Source organism: Burkholderia sp. MSMB1589WGS (assembly GCF_001636105.1).
Lineage (GTDB): Bacteria > Pseudomonadota > Gammaproteobacteria > Burkholderiales > Burkholderiaceae > Burkholderia > Burkholderia humptydooensis.
This window is the reverse complement of the sequence record NZ_LNJT01000006.1, coordinates 1203470-1222231: the sequence shown is the minus strand read 5'-3', so window position 1 is coordinate 1222231 and position 18762 is coordinate 1203470. Positions and strand designations below refer to the sequence as shown.

The following is an 18762-nucleotide window of genomic DNA, read 5'->3' as shown; positions in this document are numbered from 1 at the left end:
ATGGGCGGGCCGAACGCGGAGCGCCGCGACGGATCGCGTGATCGACGCGCGAGCGGGGGCAGTCGACGCTGAGGGCGAATGCGAACCGGTGCGCGAGCCGTCGGCGACGCGGCGCGGACGCAGCCGCGGACGCAGCCGCGAACAGCAACGCCTGGCCGCCGTCGCTCAGCGATTCGCCGCCGTGGCGCGCTGCTTCGCGCCCGCGTCGGCGTTCTTGACGAGCGCCTTCCGGTAGAGCGGCATCAGGTCGGCGAGGCGCTTGCGCAGATCGTTGCGGCGCCGCGTGTCGTACGGGTGCGTGTAGATGAAGCCGTTGTCCTTGTCGGCGCGCGTCGCGACCGCGAGCTTGTCCCACAGCGTGATCGCCGCGCGCGGATCGAAGCCCGCGCGCGCGGCGATGTCGCCGCCGATCACGTCGGCTTCGGTTTCGTCGGTCGGATCGTAGCGGACCGACGCGAAGCGCTCGATGATGCCGAGCGGCGCGGGCAGCGGCTCCGACAGCCCGAAGAGGGGCGGCAGCGGCGCCGCGCCCGTGCCGAGCGACGCGGCCTGCTGTTCGCCGAGGCTCGAGCGCGCATGCTCACGCAGCGCGTGCGCGATCTCGTGCGCGAACAGTACGCCGAGTTCGTCGTCGGTGAGGCGCAGCCGGTCGAGCAGCCCGCTATCGACGAGCACCTTGCCGCCCGGCAGGCAGAACGCGCGGATCGAGCGCGAGCGCCGCACCTCGATTTCCCAGTTCCAACCCTTCACGCGCTCGCTCCACTTGACCGCATACGGCGCGAGCCGCGTGACGATCGTGCGCAGCCGCTTCACGCGCGCGTTGTTCGGCGGCAGCAGGCGCTCGCGCTGCACGGCGTCCTGCACGGTCTGCCGGTATTCGTTGTCGGTCAACTGTTCGAGGAGCGGCGACGGAATCAGGCTGCGGAACACGATCGCGTTGCCGTAGCGCACCTGCTGATCGCCGAGCCCATACGGCTGCGGATTGCCGGCGGGCGCGCCCGCCGGCGTCGCGGACGGCGGGCCGCCATCGGCGACGAGCATTGGCTCGGCCATGCACAGCTCGAGCCCGAGCGCCGGGCCCGCGATGCCGAGCGCGACGCCGCTCGCGAACGTGAGCGCGGCGCGGGCGACGCGCAGCTTAGCCTGCACGGGCGGCCTCGTTGCCAGACATGCTGCCGTTCCACGGCGCGATCTTGAACAGCAGCAGCATCCCGGGAATGCCGAGCGCCGCGCAGACGAGGAAATAGTCGAACCAGCCGATCTGCGCCACGATGAAGCCGCTCGACGCCGACGCGAGCGTGCGCGGCACCGACGCGAGGCTCGTGAACAGCGCGAATTGCGTCGCGGTATAGCGCGGGTCCGTCGTGCTCGCGATGTACGCGGTGAACGCGGCGAGCGTGAGGCCCGTCGAGAACGTCTCGAAGCCGTAGATGGCGGCCATCAGCACGGGGTCCGGGCCCGCCTTCGCGAGCCACGCGAAGCCGAGCGTCGACACGATCTGCAGGACCCCGAAGATCCACAGCCCGCGCGCGATGCCGATCTTCACGAGCCACACGCCGCCGATGATGCCGCCCGCGAGGCTCGCCCAGAACGCGGTCGTCTTCGCGATCACGCCGATCTGCGTCTTGTTGAAGCCGAGGTCGAGGAAGAACGACGTCGACAGCGTTGTCGCCATCGTGTCGCCGAGCTTGTAGAGGAAGATGAAGCCGAGCACGAGCAGCGCGCCGCGCCAGCCGTCGCGGCCGATGAACTCGCGAAACGGCAGGATCACCGCCTCCGACAGGCTCTTCGGCGGCGCGCCGTGCACGTCCGGCTCGCGCACGACGAGCGTCATCAAGATGCCGGGCAGCATGAACCCGGCGGTGAGCGCGAACACGGCGTCCCACGGCAGATGGTCGGACAGGATCAGCGACAGCGAGCCGGGAATCAGCGCGGCGACCTTGTACGCGTTCACGTGCACCGCGTTGCCCAGGCCCTGTTCGGTGTCGCGCAGCAGCTCGCGGCGGTATGCGTCGATCACGATGTCGGCGCTCGCGCCGAAGAACGCGACGAGCGTCGTCAGGGCGGCGACCGTCCAGATCGATTCGCGCGGCGACACGAAGCCGAGCGCGGCAATCGCGACGGCGACGAGCAACTGCGTGACGAGCATCCAGCCGCGCCGCCGCCCCGGCCGCCAGCCGGGCAGGCGCGGGATGAAGCGGTCCATCAGCGGCGCCCACAGGAACTTCCACGTGTAGGGGAACTGAATGAGCGCGAAGAGGCCGATTTCCTTCAGGTTCACGCCTTCCGAGCGCAGCCAGGCCTGCACCAGGTAGACGAGCGTGAAGAGCGGCAGTCCCGACGTGAAGCCGAGAAAGACGCAGATCAGCATGTGCGTGTTCAGAAACGCGCGCCAGCCCGGGTGATCCTCGTGGGCGTTGAGGGCGGGCGCGTCGTGCGGCGGTTTGGTCATCGAACTAAATACTAGGGTTGTCTCCGCTTGACGCGGTAGACCGCAAGACTACCACGCCAGTTCACTCCCCATCGAATCGGTTGCCCTTCGTGCAGCACCGCGCGGTCGAGAATCTCCACGCCGACTTCGGGCGCGAGCGCTTCGAAATCCTTGATCGTCAGCACCCGCACGTTCGGCGTGTTGTGCCATTGATAAGGCAGCGATTTCGACACCGGCATCCGGCCGCGCAGCACCGACAGCCGGTGCGCCCAATAGCCGAAGTTCGGGAACGACACGATGCATTCGCGCCCGACGCGCGCGGTTTCGCGCAGGATCGCGGCCGTCTGGTGGATCGTCTGCAGCGTCTGCGACAGGATCGCGAAATCGAAGCTGTGATCCTCGAAGAGGCGCAGGCCGTCCTCCAGATTCTGCTGGATCACGTTGATGCCGTTCTTCACGCTCGCGAGCACGCCCGCGTCGTTGATCTCGACGCCGTAGCCGGACACCTCCAGCTCCTCGGTCAGGAGCGACAGCAGCGACCCGTCGCCGCAGCCGAGATCGAGCACCGTCGAGCGCGGCTCGACCCAGCGCGCGATCGCGCGAAAGTCCGCGCGCGCGGACAGCGTATTCAGCGCCTGTTGATTCATGCGCCCACCTCCTCGGCAATCCGTTCGTAATAGGCGCGCACCACGTTGTGGTAGCGCGCGTCGTCGAGCAGGAACGCGTCATGCCCGTGCGGCGCATCGATCTCCGCGTACGATACCGAGCGCCGGTTGTCGAGCAGCGCCTTCACGATCTCGCGCGAGCGCGCGGGCGCGAAGCGCCAGTCGGTCGCGAAGCTCGCGACGAGATACTTCGCCTTCGTATGCGCGAGCGCCGCGCTCAGGTTGCCGTTGAACGCCTTCGCCGGATCGAAGTAGTCGAGCGCGCGCGTGATCAGCAGGTACGTGTTCGCGTCGAAGTAGTCGGCGAACTTGTCGCCTTGGTAGCGCAGGTACGATTCGACTTCGAACTCGACGTCGAAGTTGAAGTTGTACGCGTCGAGCGCGCCGTCCGCGCGGCGCAGCGCGCGACCGAATTTCTCGGCCATGTCGTCGTCGGACAGATACGTGATGTGGCCGATCATCCGCGCGACGCGCAGGCCGCGCCGCGGCTTCACGCCGTGCGCGTAGTAGTCGCCGCCGTGGAAATCGGGGTCCGACAGGATCGCCGAGCGCGCGACTTCGTTGAATGCGATGTTCTGCGCAGACAGCTTCGGCGTCGACGCGATGTCGATGCAGTGCGCGACCCGCTCCGGATACAGCAGGCTCCACGCGAGCGCCTGCATCCCGCCGAGGCTGCCGCCCATCACCGCGGCGAAGCGCTCGATGCCGAACGCATCGGCGACGCGCGCCTGCGCGTGCACCCAGTCCTCGACCGTCACGACGGGAAAGCGCGCGCCGTATGGCGTGCCCGTCGACGGATCGATGCTCATCGGCCCCGTCGAGCCGAAGCACGAGCCGAGATTGTTCACGCCGATCACGAAGAAGCGGTTCGTGTCGAGCGGCTTGCCGGGCCCGACCATGTTGTCCCACCAGCCGGTGCTGCGCGGATCGTCCGCGTAGACGCCCGCGACATGATGCGACGCGTTGAGCGCGTGGCAGACGAGCACCGCGTTCGAGCGCGCGGCGTTGAGCTCGCCGTAGGTCTCGACGACGAGCTGATAGTTGCCGAGCACGCTGCCGCTTTGCAGGCGCAGCGGTTCGGCGAAATGCATGGTTTGTGGAGCGACGACGCCGATCGATTCCATTCGTTCCGCCTTATGACTGGGCGGCTAAATGGTTGTCGGGCGTGCGCGGAAAGCGGGGAGCAGGCTGACGACCTCTTTAGCCGCATTTGTAGTGAACCGCCGGGACGACAGCCCCGGCCGGTTCGCGCGCCCGCAATCGAGTCAGCAAATCGGCGCGCTTTCCGAGCATCGCCGCAAAGCGGCGACGACAGTCGGGCAAGTATAACGGAAAAACTTCGGCGTCGCGGCGATGGAAGGGAATCGCGCGTCCGGCATGGCTTGCTTGCCGCTGCGGGCAGGATGCTTGCCGCGGCTCCGCGCGCCGTTACTGCAGGATCAGCCGCAACTGCGCGTCGGCGTGCTCGCCAGGCGCTTTCGTGAAGCCGCTCTTCGCATAGCGGTGCCAGCGGCCGAGCACGTAGCTGACGACGAGGCTCGCGCGCAGCGCCGGATCGTAGTCGTCCGGCAGCGGCACGGGCGGCGGCGGCGGGCCGCCGCCGTCCGCGTGCGCGCGGGCTTCGAGGAGCGCGACGCGCAGGCATTGCCTGATCGACGTCTCGATCCGCTCGAGCATCTGGTTGACGCGCTCGGCGAGGCGCTCGTGCTCGCCGACGAGCGCCTCGCCCGTCAGCACGCGTGTCATGCCGGGATTCTTCGCGGAGAAATTGAGCAGCATCAACGCGATCGAGCGCGCCTGCAGCACGCCGTTCGGCTCGTTCGCGGCGATCTGGTTGACGAGCCCGAAGAACGTTTCCTCGATGAATTCGATCAGGCCTTCGAACATCTGCGCCTTGCTCGAGAAATGCCGGTACAGCGCGGCCTCCGACACGTCGAGGCGCGCGGCGAGCGCAGCGGTCGTGATCTTCTCGCGCTTCGGCGATTCGAGCATCGACGCGAGCGTCTGCAGGATGTGCACGCGGCGCTCGCCCGGCTTCGGGCGCGCGCGGCTCGCGGAGGCGGCGTTGCGTTCGTCGTCCGCCGCTGTGGTTACTGCCGGGTCCTGCGGGTGAGTCGGCTGCATTTTTGTCGCCCCGATCGAGTGCCCAATCGCAGCGATTTTAGCGAACCAATGCGACGATCGACATAGTGCGGTCGTCCGTAGCTTGGCAGATGACCGGGCAGATGCCCCGTGATCCAGACGGTGCGCAGGCCGAGCCGCTTGTAGCGCTTCAGGTGGCCGCGCGTGTCCTCGACGAGGATCGCGTCGGACAGGCGCGCGTGCGCGGCGCGCATCGCCCGGCGCAGCATCGCCGCGTCGGGCTTCGCGCGCCACGCGCGGCGGTCGCGCATCTGCTCGATCGCGATCACGCGCTCGAACAGGCGTTCGATCCCCAGCTCGCGCAGCACCGCGCGCGCATACGCTTCTGGCGCATTCGTCAGCACGATCTTGCGGCCGGGCAGCGCGGCGACGAGCCGCGCGAGCCCGCGCTCCGCGCGCACCATCGACGGCAGGTCGGCGAACGTGTGGACGACTTTCAGGAAATCGTGCGGATCGATCGGATGATGGCGCGCGAGGCCGAGGAGCGCCGCGCCGTAGCGGCGCGTGTAGTGGGTGCGCAGGTGATCGGCGTGCGCGCGCTCGACTTTCAGCGTATCGATGATGTACTGCGTCATCGCCTGGTTGATCGCCGGGAAGATCGCGTGCGACGCGTGGTGCAGCGTGTTGTCGAGGTCGAAGAGCCAGACGGGGCCGCCCGCCTGCGGGCGGGCGCGCGGCTTGCGCCGGCGTCCGGGCGTCTGCTCGCTCGCCGGCGGCGAGGCCGCGCGACGCGGCTGTCGGCGCGCGCTCAATGCGAGCGGATCATCGTGCCGAACGGCTGCTCGGTCAGGATCTCGAGCAGCACCGAGTGCTCGATGCGGCCGTCGACGATGTGGACCGACTTCACGCCGCTCTTCGCCGCGTCGAGCGCGGACGAGATCTTCGGCAGCATGCCGCCCGAGATCGTGCCGTCCTCGAAGAGCGCGTCGATCTCGCGCGCGGACAGGTCGGTCAGCAGGTTCCCTTCCTTGTCCATCACGCCGGGGATGTTCGTCATCATCACGAGCTTCTCGGCGTTCAGCACGGTTGCGAGCTTGCCCGCGACGAGGTCCGCGTTGATGTTGTACGACAGGCCGTCCTCGCCGAAGCCGATCGGCGAGATCACCGGGATGAACGCGTCGTCCTGCAGCGCCTTCACGACGGCCGGGTTGATCGCCTCCACCTCGCCGACCTGGCCGATGTCGACGTACTCGCCCGGGCTGTCGCGGTCCGGCATCATCAGCTTGCGCGCGTGGATGAGGCCGCCGTCCTTGCCCGTCAGGCCGACCGCGTGGCCGCCGAAATGGTTGATCAGCGTGACGATGTCCTGCTGCACCTCGCCGCCCAGCACCCATTCGACGACTTCCATCGTCTCTTCGTCGGTGACGCGCATCCCCTGGATGAACGTGCCCTGCTTGCCGATCTTCTTGAGCGCCTGGTCGATCTGCGGGCCGCCGCCGTGCACGATCACAGGGTTGATGCCGACGAGCTTCAGCAGGATCACGTCGCGCGCGAAGCCCTGCTTGAGCCGTTCTTCCGTCATCGCGTTGCCGCCGTATTTGATCACCACGGTCTTGCCGTGATAGCGGCGAATGTACGGCAGCGCTTCCGCGAGGATTTCGGCTTTCAGGGAGGGGGAGATCTGCGAGAGGTCAATCGGCTCGGACATGGCGGCGGCTCGGGTGCGAAACGTTGAAACAGGCGGAATTGTACAGGAGTGGCGCAGCGCAGCATGGGGTTTTTGGCCGTTCGGACGATGGGCGGCGCGCACATCGAAACCGGGCGCCGCGACCGGAAAAAGTGCGGTTTTCCTGCGCGATCCGCATGCAATTTCCGCGTGCGGCGCTTATGCTTGGCACGTGACGCCCGGCTGCGCGCCGCGAGGCGGCGGATCGCCGTTGCGGCCGGCGCAGACATTCACCCTTTTTGTCGTTTTCGTCCCTGTCCTGGCTTGACCCGGCCCAATTGCGATGACCGAGCCCGCCGCCCCGTCCGGCCTGACCAGCAAGCGCTGCCCGCGCTGCGGCAGCGCGTTCGACTGCGGCGCCCGCACGCGTCCGTTCACCTGCTGGTGCGCGGCGATGCCGGCGCTGCCGGCGGGCGCGCAACCCGCGACGGGGGCGCGCTGCCTGTGCCCGGAATGCCTGGCCGACGAGATCGCCCGGCGTGTCGCGGCTGGCATGAGGGACGAAGGGACGGATCGCCCAGAGCGCGAAGACTGAGAAGGTAAACTGCGCGGATGCAACGAATCACCACTACCGGACGTGTCAACCTGAGCCATCTGTTCTGGTTGCGCAATCTGGCGATCATCGGCCAACTGGTCACGATCGCTGTCGTACAGACCTATTTCGGCGTTCATTTGCCGTTGCCCGCGATGCTGATGGTGATCGCGCTCGAAATCGTGTTCAACGCGCTCACGTGGGTGCGCGTGTTGCGCGCGCGGCCCGAGACCAATTTCGAGCTGCTCGGCCAACTGTGGGTCGACCTGGGCGCGCTTTCGGCGCTCCTCTTCCTGTCTGGCGGGACGACGAACCCGTTCGTTTCGCTCTACTTGCCGTCGCTCGCGATCGCGGCCGCGGTGCTGCCGTGGCACCTGATGATCTGGCTCGCGGCGTTCGCGGTCGCGTGCTACCTCGCGCTCGGCTTCGATTCGGTGCCGCTCAACCTGGATAATCCCGCGAATCTGTTCGATTATTTTCGTGCGGGCATGTGGGTGAACTTCATGGTGAGCGTCGGGCTCATCGCGTGGTTCGTCGCGCGGATGTCGAGCGCGCTGCGCCAGCGCGACGCGGCGCTCGGCGAGGCGCAGCAGGCGCTGTTGCGCGATGAGCGCGCGGTCGCGCTCGGCGTGCAGGCGGCCACCGTCGCGCACGAGATGGGCACGCCGCTGTCGACGATCGCGATGCTGACCGAGGAATTGCGCGAGGCCGCCCGCACGGACGCGGGGCTCGCGCGCTACGATGCGGACCTGAAGGTGCTCGAGGAGCAGATGTCGCAGTGCACGTCGGCGCTCGCGCGCCTGAGAAGCCGCGCATCGGAGCGGCCGAGCCGCGAGCCCGTGGGCGAGTGGCTCGACACGTTCGTCGAGCATTGGCGGCTGCGCCATCCGCACGTGCTGTTCGAGCAGTTGGGGCCGCAGCCCTCGGGCGTCGCGCTCGACGACACGGTCGCGGTCGGCCAGATCCTGACCATCCTGCTCGACAATGCCGCGCGCGCGAGCCGCGATCGCGTTACGCTGGCGGCAACGATCGCGCACGACGGCGCGCACGACGAAATCGAGTTCGAGGTCTGCGACAACGGGCCGGGCATCCCGGCCGCGTTGCGCGACACGCTCGGTGCGGCGCCCGTCGACAGCACGCAGGGCGGCCACGGGGTTGGCCTGTACCTCGCGTTCAGCGCGGCGGCGCGCCTGGGCGGCTCGATCGAGCTCGCCGACGCGCGGCCGCGCGGCACGCGGGCGATCCTGCGGCTGCCGGTCGCACGCCAGGTAGCGGCCGAGATGGCGAACGAAAACGGATAGACCAGATGGAGTGATGCAAATGAGCGACAAGAATTTCCTCGTGATTGACGACAACGAAGTGTTTGCCGGTACGCTGGCGCGCGGGCTCGAGCGCCGCGGCTACGTGGTGCGGCAGGCGCACAACAAGGACGAGGCGCTCAAGCTCGCGGGCGCCGAAAAGTTCCAGTTCATCACCGTCGACCTGCACCTCGGCAACGATTCGGGCCTGAGCCTCATCGCGCCGCTGTGCGATCTGCAGCCCGACGCGCGGATCCTCGTGCTGACCGGCTACGCGAGCATCGCGACCGCGGTGCAGGCGGTGAAGGACGGCGCGGACAACTACCTCGCGAAGCCGGCGAACGTCGAGTCGATCCTTGCGGCGCTGCAGACGAACGCGAGCGAGGTGCAGGCCGACGAGGCGCTCGAGAATCCGGTCGTGCTGTCGGTGGACCGGCTCGAATGGGAGCACATCCAGCGCGTGCTCGCGGAGAACAACAACAACATCTCGGCGACCGCGCGCGCGCTGAACATGCACCGCCGCACGCTGCAGCGCAAGCTCGCGAAGAAGCCGGTGCGGCAGTAAAAGGCGCGCCGCGGACGTCGGCCGGCGGCAGTTGACCCGCAGTTGACTCGCAGTTGACCAATGGCCGGTCGGCGGATGACCGGCCGCAGCCGGTCCGCAATCGATCGCCGGTTTCGACCGATCGACACCGAAGATCCGCTACGTGGCGCAACGAAAAAACGGGCCGCCCCGCAAGGGACGGCCCGTTTTTCTCGAGCAACGGCGGCGAAGCCGCTTCGCGTCACAGCACGTAGCGCGACAGATCCTCGTCCTTCGACACCTCGCCGAGCGCGCGGTCGACATACGCCGCATCGATCGTCACGCTCTGGCCGGCGTGATTGCCCGCCGCGAACGACACTTCCTCGAGCAGCTTCTCGATCACCGTGTACAGGCGCCGCGCGCCGATGTTCTCGGTCTTCTCGTTGACCGCATACGCGATCTCGGCGAGCCGGCGGATGCCTTCGTCGGCGAATTCGAGCTTGACGTCCTCGGTTGCGAGGAGCGCCTGATACTGCTTGACGAGGCTCGCGTCGGTCGCGACGAGAATCGCTTCGAAATCCTTCACCGACAGCGACTCGAGCTCGACGCGGATCGGAAAGCGCCCCTGCAGCTCGGGAATCAGGTCGCTCGGCTTCGCGAGATGGAACGCGCCGCTCGCGATGAACAGGATGTGATCGGTCTTCACCATCCCGTACTTCGTGTTGATCGTCGTGCCTTCGACGAGCGGCAGCAGATCGCGCTGCACGCCCTGCCGCGACACCTCGCCGCCGCCGCCTTCGTGGTTGCGCGACGTGATCTTGTCGATCTCGTCGAGGAACACGATGCCGTTCTGCTCGACGTTCTGCACGGCCTTCGTCTTCACTTCCTCGTCGTTGAGCATCTTCGCCGCTTCCTCGTCGGTCAGCAGCTTCAGCGCCTCCTTGATCTTCACCTTGCGGCGCTGCTTCTTGCCGCCGCCCAGGTTCGAGAACATCGAGCGGATCTGCTCGGTCATCTCCTCCATGCCGGGAGGCGCCATGATGTCCATGCCGACCGTCGGCTGCTCGATGTCGAGCTCGATTTCCTTGTCGTCGAGCTGGCCTTCGCGCAGGCGCTTGCGAAACGTCTGGCGCGTCGCGTTGTTGTCGTCGTTCGCATGCTCGGCGCTCGCGCCGAAGCCCACCGCGCGCGGCTGCGGCAGCAGCACGTCGAGGATGCGGTCTTCGGCGAGATCGGTCGCCTTGCTGCGCACCTTGCGCATCTCCGTTTCGCGGGTCTGCTTGACCGAGATCTCGATCAGGTCGCGCACGATGCTGTCGACGTCGCGCCCGACGTAGCCGACTTCGGTGAACTTGGTCGCCTCGATCTTGATGAACGGCGCGTCGGCGAGCTTCGCCAGGCGCCGCGCGATCTCGGTCTTGCCGACGCCCGTCGGCCCGATCATCAGGATGTTCTTCGGCGTGATCTCCTGGCGCAGTGGCTCGGCGACCTGCTGGCGGCGCCAGCGGTTGCGCAGCGCGACCGCGACGGCCTTCTTCGCCTTGTCCTGGCCGATGATGTGCTTGTCGAGTTCCGAGACGATCTCGGCAGGGGTCATGGTGCTCACGGCTTCTCCTTACTCGATGGTCTCGATGATCCGGTTGTGGTTCGTATAGATGCACATGTCGCCCGCGATCTCGAGCGCCTTCTCGACGATCTCGCGCGGGGACAGATCGGTGTTCTCGGCGAGCGCGCGCGCGGCGGCCTGCGCATACGCGCCGCCCGAGCCGATCGCGCAGATCCCGCCCTCGGGGTCGAGCACGTCGCCGTTGCCGGTGATGACGAGCGTCGACGTCGCGTCGGCCGCGATCAGCATCGCTTCGAGGCGGCGCAACATGCGATCGGTGCGCCAGTCCTTCGCGAGCTCGACGGCCGCGCGCGTCAGGTTGCCCTGGTGCTTTTCGAGCTTCGCCTCGAAGCGGTCGAGGAGCGAGAACGCGTCGGCCGTGCCGCCCGCGAAGCCGACGAGCACCTGGTTGTTGTAGATGCGGCGCACCTTGCGCGCACCGCCCTTCATCACGATATTGCCGAGCGTGACCTGGCCGTCGCCGCCGAGCGCGACCTTGTCGCCACGCCGCACGGAGACGATCGTCGTGCCGTGAAATTGCTCCATCTGGATTCCTCGAGAAAGACGGGGGAGGCGGGACGCGCGAAGGCGCCGCCGCGTGCTGCGGCGCGCGCGAGCGGGGCCCTGCCGGCCGGCTCGACGCGCATGGTCTTCATTTTAGGGCGGGCGCCGCGATATCAAGGGCGGCGTGCGGCGGGCGCCGCCGCGGCGGAAAGCAAAGCGGCGGCGGGCAAAACAAAAGCGCGCGGCAGGCCGCGCGCTTTGGACAAAGCGTGTGAGGCGCGGAAGGCGGGCCGCGCCGGGTGGGTGTCAGTCGCCGAACAGCTTCTGACGCAGCTCGCGGCGCTCCTGCGCTTCGAGCGACAGCGTGGCCGTCGGACGTGCGAGCAGACGCGGGATGCCGATCGGCTCGCCCGTCTCTTCGCACCAGCCGTACTCGCCCGATTCGATGCGGGCGAGCGATTGCTGGACCTTCTTGAGAAGCTTGCGTTCGCGGTCGCGCGTGCGCAGTTCGAGCGCGTGCTCTTCCTCGATCGTCGCGCGATCGGCGGGGTCCGGCACGATCACCGTTTCGCGCAGATTCTCGGTCGTCTGGCCCGCATTGCGGAGAATTTCCGCCTGCAATTGTTCGAGCCGATTTTTGAAGAAGGCGAGCTGATCCTCATTCATGTAATCCTTGTCGCTCATCTTCAGGATTTCGGCTTCGGTCAAGAGTTTCTTCGTCATCTGCTTGCTTCTTCAATGTGCGGCGAATCCATGGATATTGCCCGCACTTTGGGATTACCCGCAACAGCCCTTGCAATTGTTTGCCATTCGCTGTGACGGGGCCGAAAGCCTCCGGATACCCGGCCCGTTTCGTTCAGTACTCCCTCGGGGACCGGATTGCGCGTGACCGGCGGGCGGCCGTCCCCTGCGCTCTACCTGCCGCCCGGGCTTCACGCGAGGATCGGGCCTGCCGCCGCCCTTCTCCAGCGGGCAGGTATTGTAACTGAATCGCAAGCCCTCGCCGTATCGGGTCGATCCCCTGCCGGTCAAGCGGTATCCTGAAAATATAACCCGCAAATCAGGAAAAAGCGATGACGGCCGTGCGCCGGCCCGGCGGGCTTCCCGGCGGGCGGCAGGTTACGCGAGGCAGGCGTCGAGGCCGTCGGTGATGAGGTCGCGCGGCAGGTCGACGCCGATGAACACCATCTTGTTGGTCTTCTTCTCGACCGGCAGCCACTTCGCGGCGAGATCGCTGCCCATCATCTGGTGCACGCCCTGGAACACGACCTTGCGGTCGACGCCCTTCATGTACAGCACGCCCTTGTAGCGCAGCATCCGCTCGCCGTAGATCTGCAGGATCCCGCCCAGGAAGTCTTCGAGCTTGTTCGGATCGAACGGGCGATCGTTGCGGTAGACGAACGACTTGATCTTGTCGTCGTGGTGCGCGTGATGATGATGGTGGCCGTGCTCGTGATCGTGCTCGCAATGGCCGTGATCGTGATCGCAATGCGCGTGATCGTGGTCGTGATCGTGGTGATGCGCGTGCTCGTGCTCGTCTTCCGCGAGGAAGTCCGGATCGATCTCGAGCTTCGCGTTCAGGTTGAAGCCGCGCAGGTCGAAGATCTCCTTGATGTCCGCATCGCCGAAGTTCACGACCTTGATCGCCGCCCTCGGGTTCATGTGCAGCAGGCGGTGCTTCAGCTCGGACACCGTCTCGTCGTCGACGAGGTCCGCCTTCGTGATGAACAGGCGATCGGCGAAGCCGACCTGCCGCTGCACGACCTCGTGCTCGTCGAGCTGCGTGTCGGCGTGCTTCGCGTCGACGAGCGTGATGACCGCATCGAGCAGGAATTCGTCGGCGATCTCGCTGTCGATGAAGAACGTCTGCGCGACGGGGCCCGGATTCGCGAGGCCCGTCGTCTCGATCACCACGCGGTCGAAGTCGAACTTGCCGTCGCGCTTGTTCGCGGCGAGCTCGGCGAGCACGCGCGCGAGGTCGCCGCGGATCGTGCAGCAGATGCAGCCGTTGCTCATCTGGATGATCTGCTCGTTCGAATCCTGGACGAGGATTTCGTTGTCGATGTTTTCTTCGCCGAACTCGTTTTCGATCACGGCGATCTTCATGCCGTGCTGTTCGTTCAGGATGCGCTTGAGCAGCGTCGTCTTGCCGCTGCCGAGGAAGCCCGTGAGGATGGTGACGGGAATGGCCATGTCGTCGGTCGCCTGTGGTTCGTGAAACGGGGTCAAAACGGCTGGAAACAGCGCGCCCGGCGAAACTTTTTCGAGCGCTCAGCCGTTTATTGAAACATACCTGTCAAGCCCCCGCTGCCGGCCGGACGGCCGGCGCGGCGCGGGCTCGCACAGCGCCGCCCGCTCAGATCGGGGCGATCACGCGATTTGCAACAGCAGCCCCTTCAGATATTCGCCTTCGGGGAACGCGGTCAGGAGCGGGTGGTCGACGCCCGCGCCGAGCCGCTTCAGGAGCCGCGCGTCGACCTTCGCGTCGGCCGCCGCGCCCGCGACGATCTTCTGGAACAGGTCCATGTCGATCGCGCCCGAGCACGAGTACGTGAACAGCAGGCCGCCCGGGCGCAGCAGCTTGAAGCCGCTCAGGTTGATGTCCTTGTACGCGCGCGCCGCGCGCTCGACGCTGTCGCGCGTCGGCGCGAACTTCGGCGGGTCGAGCACGATCAGGTCGAAGCGCTCGCCTTCATCGACGAGACGGCGCAGCGTCCTGAACGCGTCGGCGTCGAGCCACTCGGCGCGCGCGGCGTCGAAGCCGTTCGCGGCGACGTTGCGCTGCGCGAGCGCGAGCGCGTCGCCCGACGAATCGATCGACACGACCCGCTTCGCGCCGCCCTTGAGCGCCGCGAGCGAGAAGCCGCCCGTGTAGCAGAAGCAGTTGAGCACGTCGCGCCCGCGCGCGTACTGCGCGACGAGCGCGCGGTTCTCGCGCTGGTCGACGTAGAAGCCCGTCTTGTGGCCGTTGCGGACGTCGACGTGATACAGCACGCCGTTCTCGTTCGCGATCAGCGTGTCGGGCGGCGCGTCGCCCGCGAGCACGCCCGTCGTCTGCTCGAGCCCTTCCTTCTCGCGGATCGATACGTCCGAGCGCTCGTAGACGTTCGGGCAACCGGTCGCCGCGACGAGCGCCGCGACGATCGCGTCCTTCCAGTGCTCGACGCCCGCCGCCATGAACTGGCAGACGAGCTGGCCGCGGCCCGCGCCTTCGCCCGGCGCGGCCTGCTGCGCCGCATCGCCTTCGGTGGCGCGCGCGGCGGCGTCGCCGGCGGGGATCGGCGCCGCGACGTAGTGATCGACGATGAGCCCCGGCAGCCCGTCCGCCTCGCCGAACACGAGACGCACCGCGCCCGTGCCCGCGATCATCGCGCGGCGATGCGCGATCGCGCGCTGCACGCGCCGCTTGAAGAACGCGTGGTCGATCGGCTCGTTCTCGTCGAAGCTCCACGCGCGCAGGCGGATCTGCGAATGCGGGCTGTACGCCGCCCGCGCGAGGAAGCGCCCGTCGTGCGCGCGAACGATGACGGTCGCGCCGGGCGCGGGCTTGCCGTCGACGCGGTCGATCGCGTTCGCGTAGACCCACGGATGGCGGCGCAGCAGGGATTTGTCTTTCGACGGCTTGAGCGTAACGGTATGCATGTCGGGATCGAAAAAGCCGCGCCGGGCGCGGCGGAGTGTGATTCGGTGATTCAGTGATTCGGCGAGCGCGGCGGCGCGCGTCAGTCGCGCTTCTTCGCGCGCGGATGCGCGCTGTCGTAGATCTTCGCGAGATGCAGGAAGTCGAGCGACGTATAGACCTGCGTCGCCGAGATGCTCGCGTGGCCGAGCAGCTCCTGCACCGCGCGCAGATCCCCGCTCGATTGCAGTACGTGCGTCGCGAACGAGTGGCGCAGCACGTGCGGATGCACGTTCGCCGGAATGCCCGCCGCGAGCGCCGCGCGCTTCACGCGCTCGCGCACGACGCCGGGCGACATCCGGTTGCCGCGCACCGACAGGAAGAGCGGCCGCGGATCGCGCTTCACGAACTCGCCGCGCACCGCGAGCCAGGCGTTCAGCGCGTCGATCGCCTTGCGGCCGACGGGCACCTTGCGCTCCTTGTCGCCCTTGCCGCGCACCGTGACTTCCGCTTCGGCGAGGTCGAGCCAGCCTTCGGAGCGGTAGTCGCCGTCCTTCGCGTATTCGATGTCGAGGCCGATCAGCTCGGCGAGCCGCAGCCCGGACGAATAGAACAGCTCGAGGATCGCGTGATCGCGCAGGCTCTCGGCGGTGCCGGCCGTCGGCGCGTCCATCAGCGCGGCCGCGTCGTCGACGGACAGCGCCTTCGGCAGCGTCTTCGCGTGCTTCGGCGCGCGCACGGCCGCGACCGGATTCGCGTTCATCTCGACGTGCTGCGAAAACCAGCGGTAGAACGCGCGCCACGCGGACAGCCGGTGCGAGATCGAACGCGCGGACAGGCCGCCCGCATGCGCGCGCGCGACGGCGCCGCGCATGTCGACGGCCGTGAGGCTTTCGAGCGGGCGGCCGTTCGCGAGCTTCTTCAGTTCGTCGAGTTCGTGCGCGTACGCGCGCAGCGTGTGATCCGACAGCTTCCTCACGTGCCGCAGGTTCGACAGGTAGTCGGCGATCGGATCGGCGGTCATGGCGCGTGTCGGCGGGCGGAAGGCGGGGCGCGGCGCGCGGCCGTCAGTGCGGCAGCAGGCGCGTGAGCGCTGCGCTCGCGAGCGTGCCGATCTGCGCGAGGAAGTCGGTGCCCATGCCGTCGTGGAAGCGCCGCGGGTCAGGCGAGCCCAGCACGAGCAGGCCGAACGCGCCCGCGCCTTCGCCCGCGGCGCTCGCGCGCAGCGCGATCAGCGCGACCGATTCGGCGGCGCCGCTCGCCGCGGGGGCTTCGCCGTCGGCTGCGACGGGCGCGGCCGCGACGGGCGCGAGCCACTGCGCGGCCTCGAAGCCGGTATTCGCGCCGCAATATGGGGTCGCAAGACTGTTCGTGAAGAGGCGCACCTCCTCGCCGACGTTGCGCGCGAAATCGGCTTGCGCGTAGGTCTCGGCGACGTCCCAGAGCCTGAGCGCCGTCTGCGGGACGTCGAACACGTCGGCCAAGCCGCCCGCGATCGCGCGCGGCAGTGCGTACGGATCGCGCTCGGCGATCACGCGCGCCGTCCAGCGGTTGAACTTCGCGGCGAGCCCGTCGTTTTCGTGACCGTAGCGCAGCAGCTCGGCGAGCCGGCGTTCGAGATGCTTGTTCTTGTCCCGCAGCATCTCCATCTGCCGCTCCTGAAGCGACACCGCGGCCTTGCCGTGCGGATTCGCGAGCTTGATCGTCGCGAGCAGTTCCGCGTGCTGGGCGAAGAATTCGGGGTTGGCGAGCAGGTAGTCTGCGACTTCGCGATCGTTCATGGCGCTTCGTTCGGCTTCGGCAAATGAAAGGTCAGGCTACAAAAGGTCAGGCGGGCAGCTCGATCACGCCTTCGAAGACGGTCGTCGCGGGGCCGGCCATCTTGAGCGGCGCGCGTTCGTCGCGCGCGCCGTCCCACGAGATCGTCAGCGTGCCGCCATGCGTATGGACCGTGACGGGCGAATCGAGTTGCCCGCGCCGGATGCCCGCCGCGACGGCCGCGCACGCGCCCGTGCCGCACGCGAGCGTCTCGCCCGCGCCGCGCTCGTACACGCGCAGGTTCACCTCGTGCCGCGACACGATCTGCATGAAGCCCGCGTTCACGCGCTGCGGGAAACGCGGGTGGCGCTCGATCGCGGGGCCATCGGCGAGCACCGGGGCCGCCTTTGCGTCGTCGACGATCTGCACCGCGTGCGGATTGCCCATCGACACGACCGAGATCCAGCGCGTCGCGCCGTTCACGGGCAGCGGCCACAGCGTGTCGGCGCCCTCGCGGCGGCCTTCGAGGCCGCTCGCGTCGAACGGCACGCGCGCCGGCTCGAACACGGGCGCGCCCATGTCGACGACGACCTCGCCGTTGTCCTGCATCGTCAGCGTGATCACGCCGTGCTTGACTTCGACGCGCACGCTTGCCTCGTCGGTGAGCCCGCGGTCGCGGACGAACTTGACGAAGCAGCGCGCGCCGTTGCCGCAGTGCTCGACCTCGCCGCCGTCGCAGTTGAAGATCCGGTATTTGAAATCGGCGCCGTCGACGGTGGGCTTTTCGACGAGCAGCAACTGATCGGCGCCGATCCCGAAGTGGCGGTCGGCGAGCGCGCGCACCTGCGCGCCGGTGAGCGGGGGCAGCGCGCGGCTGTAGCCGTCGAGCACGACGAAGTCGTTGCCCGCGCCGTGCATCTTGGTAAACGAGAGTTTCATGGGCGCTATTGTATGCCGCGGGCATGCCGCGGCGGCGGGGTCAATAGAGGCTCGGCTCGCCGGGCGGGCGCGTCTTGAAGCGCTTGTGCACCCAGTAATACTGCTCGGGCATCAGCGGAATCTGCTCTTCGAGGAACGCGTTCATCCGGCGCGCGTCGAGGTCGTCGTCGCCCGTCGGATAATTTTCCCAAGGCTTGAAGATTTTCAGCCGATAACCCCGGTAATCGGGCAGCACTTCGCCGATGAACGGCACGACCTGCGCATGGCCCGTCTTCGCGAGCCGGCCGACCGCGGTCAGCGTGCACGCGGGGACGCCGAAGAACGGCACGAACGTCGAGTTGCGCAGGCCGTAATCCATGTCGGCGCCGAGCATCACCGGCTTGCGGTCGCGCAGCCAGCGCAGCACGACGCGCGCGCTGTCGGCGCGGCCGACCATCTCGGCGTCGAAGCGGCCGCGCGCGGCTTTCGCGACGGCTTCGAGCGTCGGGTTCGAGAACGGCTGGTACAGCGAGCCGCAGCGGCGTTGCAGCGACCGGTTCAGCCAGATCGAGCCCGCCTCGATGCCGACGAAGTGCAGCCCGAGGAAGAGCGTCGGCGGCAGGTTCGGGTCGGCGAGGTCGACCGCGCTGTCGACCTGGATCAACTTTTCGAGCTTTTTCGCGGAGCCGAACCACTGGATGCTGCGCTCGACGTAGCTGCGGATCGCGTGCCGGAAGTGCCGGCCGGCGACTTCCTCGCGGCGCGCGTCGCTCCAATCAGGGAAGCAGAGTTTCAAATTGGTGTGTACGATGCGCTTGCGCCGGCTGGGGATCTGGTAGAGCAGCCAGCCCAGGCCGTCGCCGAGTCGCGCGGTCAGGCCGTAGGGCAGGACCGCGAGGAATTTGAGAAACGCGACGGCGAGCTGTGTGCCGAGACGGCCTAGCATGCGAATCCTCCGTCGATCCGGCCGGCCGGCGCGATGAGAGCAGGGTTGAAGGACAGTGGAAGGAGCCGCACGATGGACGCTCTGTGACAATTCGAGAAAGCCGCTATAATACGGGCTTCGCCGAGTTAACTGACAACTTGCGGGGCGAAGCCGG

Annotated in this window: 19 protein-coding genes; 3 read left to right on the top strand and 16 right to left on the bottom strand. The window is 67.8% G+C overall.

Translation table 11 applies throughout. From position 1 onward, the window contains the following. Window positions 1–165: 165 nt before the first annotated feature. From WT16_RS07910 to argB, 7 genes are all read right to left on the bottom strand, one after another. Window positions 166–1149 (bottom strand): M48 family metallopeptidase, encoded by a 984-nt coding sequence (locus tag WT16_RS07910; protein ID WP_063533018.1) that lies wholly within the window; start codon window positions 1147–1149, stop codon window positions 166–168. After that, window positions 1139–2452 carry an AmpG family muropeptide MFS transporter gene (locus WT16_RS07905; RefSeq protein ID WP_063533017.1) on the bottom strand — a complete coding sequence of 438 codons (1314 nt, stop codon included), beginning with the start codon at window positions 2450–2452 and terminating at the stop codon, window positions 1139–1141. Before WT16_RS07905 ends, WT16_RS07910 begins: the two co-directional genes overlap by 11 nt. Before the next feature lie 11 nt (window positions 2453–2463). Beyond that, window positions 2464–3078, bottom strand: coding sequence for a methionine biosynthesis protein MetW (gene metW / locus WT16_RS07900; protein ID WP_006024122.1), 615 nt, complete (start codon window positions 3076–3078; stop codon window positions 2464–2466). Then, window positions 3075–4220: a homoserine O-acetyltransferase gene (locus WT16_RS07895; protein ID WP_009910959.1), complete on the bottom strand. Its 1146-nt coding sequence runs from the start codon at window positions 4218–4220 to the stop codon at window positions 3075–3077. Before WT16_RS07895 ends, metW begins: the two co-directional genes overlap by 4 nt. 304 nt (window positions 4221–4524) lie before the next feature. Beyond that, a complete protein-coding gene (gene slmA, locus WT16_RS07890) occupies window positions 4525–5220 on the bottom strand; it encodes a nucleoid occlusion factor SlmA (protein ID WP_063533016.1) in 696 nt (231 codons plus the stop codon). Continuing rightward, complete coding sequence (locus WT16_RS07885) at window positions 5187–5990, bottom strand: pyrimidine 5'-nucleotidase (protein WP_015601368.1); 804 nt, start codon at window positions 5988–5990, stop codon at window positions 5187–5189. Before WT16_RS07885 ends, slmA begins: the two co-directional genes overlap by 34 nt. Continuing rightward, the gene (argB, locus tag WT16_RS07880; protein WP_006024127.1) at window positions 5987–6886 is read right to left on the bottom strand and encodes an acetylglutamate kinase; all 900 of its coding nucleotides are present in this window, start codon (window positions 6884–6886) and stop codon (window positions 5987–5989) included. The genes WT16_RS07885 and argB overlap by 4 nt, the downstream gene beginning before the upstream one ends. A 301-nt stretch (window positions 6887–7187) precedes the next feature. On the opposite strand from argB, the gene WT16_RS07875 reads away from it, so the two are divergent. Genes WT16_RS07875 through WT16_RS07865 form a run of 3 tightly spaced genes read left to right on the top strand, consistent with a single transcriptional unit; the run spans window position 7188 to window position 9299 of the window. Beyond that, window positions 7188–7439, top strand: coding sequence for a cysteine-rich CWC family protein (locus tag WT16_RS07875; RefSeq protein WP_015601868.1), 252 nt, complete (start codon window positions 7188–7190; stop codon window positions 7437–7439). A gap of 17 nt (window positions 7440–7456) precedes the next feature. Further along, entirely contained in the window at window positions 7457–8737 is a 1281-nt protein-coding gene (locus WT16_RS07870; RefSeq protein WP_006024129.1) for an ATP-binding protein, read from the top strand. Between the two features lie 19 nt (window positions 8738–8756). After that, complete coding sequence (locus WT16_RS07865; RefSeq protein ID WP_006024130.1) at window positions 8757–9299, top strand: response regulator transcription factor; 543 nt, start codon at window positions 8757–8759, stop codon at window positions 9297–9299. A gap of 220 nt (window positions 9300–9519) precedes the next feature. Here the strand turns inward: WT16_RS07865 and hslU are convergent, their stop codons facing one another. The 9 genes from hslU to WT16_RS07820 all read right to left on the bottom strand — a co-directional run bounded on the left by hslU (window position 9520) and on the right by WT16_RS07820 (window position 18608). Then, window positions 9520–10863 (bottom strand): ATP-dependent protease ATPase subunit HslU, encoded by a 1344-nt coding sequence (gene hslU, locus WT16_RS07860; protein WP_015601087.1) that lies wholly within the window; start codon window positions 10861–10863, stop codon window positions 9520–9522. 9 nt (window positions 10864–10872) lie between these two features. Continuing rightward, a complete protein-coding gene (gene hslV, locus WT16_RS07855; RefSeq protein WP_006024132.1) occupies window positions 10873–11409 on the bottom strand; it encodes an ATP-dependent protease subunit HslV in 537 nt (178 codons plus the stop codon). 264 nt (window positions 11410–11673) lie between these two features. Continuing rightward, window positions 11674–12090 (bottom strand): RNA polymerase-binding protein DksA, encoded by a 417-nt coding sequence (gene dksA / locus WT16_RS07850; protein ID WP_006024133.1) that lies wholly within the window; start codon window positions 12088–12090, stop codon window positions 11674–11676. Between the two features lie 396 nt (window positions 12091–12486). Then, complete coding sequence (locus WT16_RS07845; RefSeq protein WP_006024134.1) at window positions 12487–13560, bottom strand: GTP-binding protein; 1074 nt, start codon at window positions 13558–13560, stop codon at window positions 12487–12489. Window positions 13561–13737: 177 nt separating this feature from the next. After that, window positions 13738–15009 (bottom strand): class I SAM-dependent rRNA methyltransferase, encoded by a 1272-nt coding sequence (locus WT16_RS07840; protein ID WP_015602026.1) that lies wholly within the window; start codon window positions 15007–15009, stop codon window positions 13738–13740. A gap of 80 nt (window positions 15010–15089) precedes the next feature. Then, window positions 15090–16010, bottom strand: a complete 921-nt coding sequence (gene xerC, locus WT16_RS07835; RefSeq protein ID WP_063533015.1) for a tyrosine recombinase XerC — start codon at window positions 16008–16010, stop codon at window positions 15090–15092. A gap of 43 nt (window positions 16011–16053) precedes the next feature. Then, a complete protein-coding gene (locus WT16_RS07830; protein WP_015601168.1) occupies window positions 16054–16767 on the bottom strand; it encodes a DUF484 family protein in 714 nt (237 codons plus the stop codon). Window positions 16768–16813: 46 nt separating this feature from the next. Continuing rightward, window positions 16814–17683: a diaminopimelate epimerase gene (gene dapF / locus WT16_RS07825; RefSeq protein WP_009910968.1), complete on the bottom strand. Its 870-nt coding sequence runs from the start codon at window positions 17681–17683 to the stop codon at window positions 16814–16816. A gap of 40 nt (window positions 17684–17723) precedes the next feature. Beyond that, entirely contained in the window at window positions 17724–18608 is an 885-nt protein-coding gene (locus WT16_RS07820; RefSeq protein ID WP_006024139.1) for a lipid A biosynthesis lauroyl acyltransferase, read from the bottom strand. Window positions 18609–18762 lie beyond the last annotated feature (154 nt).

Coding starts and splice junctions, on each gene's coding strand:
- WT16_RS07905 (WP_063533017.1), bottom strand. CDS start 2,452: ATGACCAAACCGCCGCACGACGCGCCCGCCCTCAACGCCCACGAGGAT.
- metW (WP_006024122.1), bottom strand. CDS start 3,078: ATGAATCAACAGGCGCTGAATACGCTGTCCGCGCGCGCGGACTTTCGC.
- WT16_RS07895 (WP_009910959.1), bottom strand. CDS start 4,220: ATGGAATCGATCGGCGTCGTCGCTCCACAAACCATGCATTTCGCCGAA.
- slmA (WP_063533016.1), bottom strand. CDS start 5,220: ATGCAGCCGACTCACCCGCAGGACCCGGCAGTAACCACAGCGGCGGAC.
- argB (WP_006024127.1), bottom strand. CDS start 6,886: ATGTCCGAGCCGATTGACCTCTCGCAGATCTCCCCCTCCCTGAAAGCC.
- WT16_RS07875 (WP_015601868.1), top strand. CDS start 7,188: ATGACCGAGCCCGCCGCCCCGTCCGGCCTGACCAGCAAGCGCTGCCCG.
- WT16_RS07870 (WP_006024129.1), top strand. CDS start 7,457: ATGCAACGAATCACCACTACCGGACGTGTCAACCTGAGCCATCTGTTC.
- WT16_RS07865 (WP_006024130.1), top strand. CDS start 8,757: ATGAGCGACAAGAATTTCCTCGTGATTGACGACAACGAAGTGTTTGCC.
- hslV (WP_006024132.1), bottom strand. CDS start 11,409: ATGGAGCAATTTCACGGCACGACGATCGTCTCCGTGCGGCGTGGCGAC.
- dksA (WP_006024133.1), bottom strand. CDS start 12,090: ATGACGAAGAAACTCTTGACCGAAGCCGAAATCCTGAAGATGAGCGAC.
- WT16_RS07845 (WP_006024134.1), bottom strand. CDS start 13,560: ATGGCCATTCCCGTCACCATCCTCACGGGCTTCCTCGGCAGCGGCAAG.
- WT16_RS07840 (WP_015602026.1), bottom strand. CDS start 15,009: ATGCATACCGTTACGCTCAAGCCGTCGAAAGACAAATCCCTGCTGCGC.
- xerC (WP_063533015.1), bottom strand. CDS start 16,010: ATGACCGCCGATCCGATCGCCGACTACCTGTCGAACCTGCGGCACGTG.
- WT16_RS07830 (WP_015601168.1), bottom strand. CDS start 16,767: ATGAACGATCGCGAAGTCGCAGACTACCTGCTCGCCAACCCCGAATTC.
- dapF (WP_009910968.1), bottom strand. CDS start 17,683: ATGAAACTCTCGTTTACCAAGATGCACGGCGCGGGCAACGACTTCGTC.
- WT16_RS07820 (WP_006024139.1), bottom strand. CDS start 18,608: ATGCTAGGCCGTCTCGGCACACAGCTCGCCGTCGCGTTTCTCAAATTC.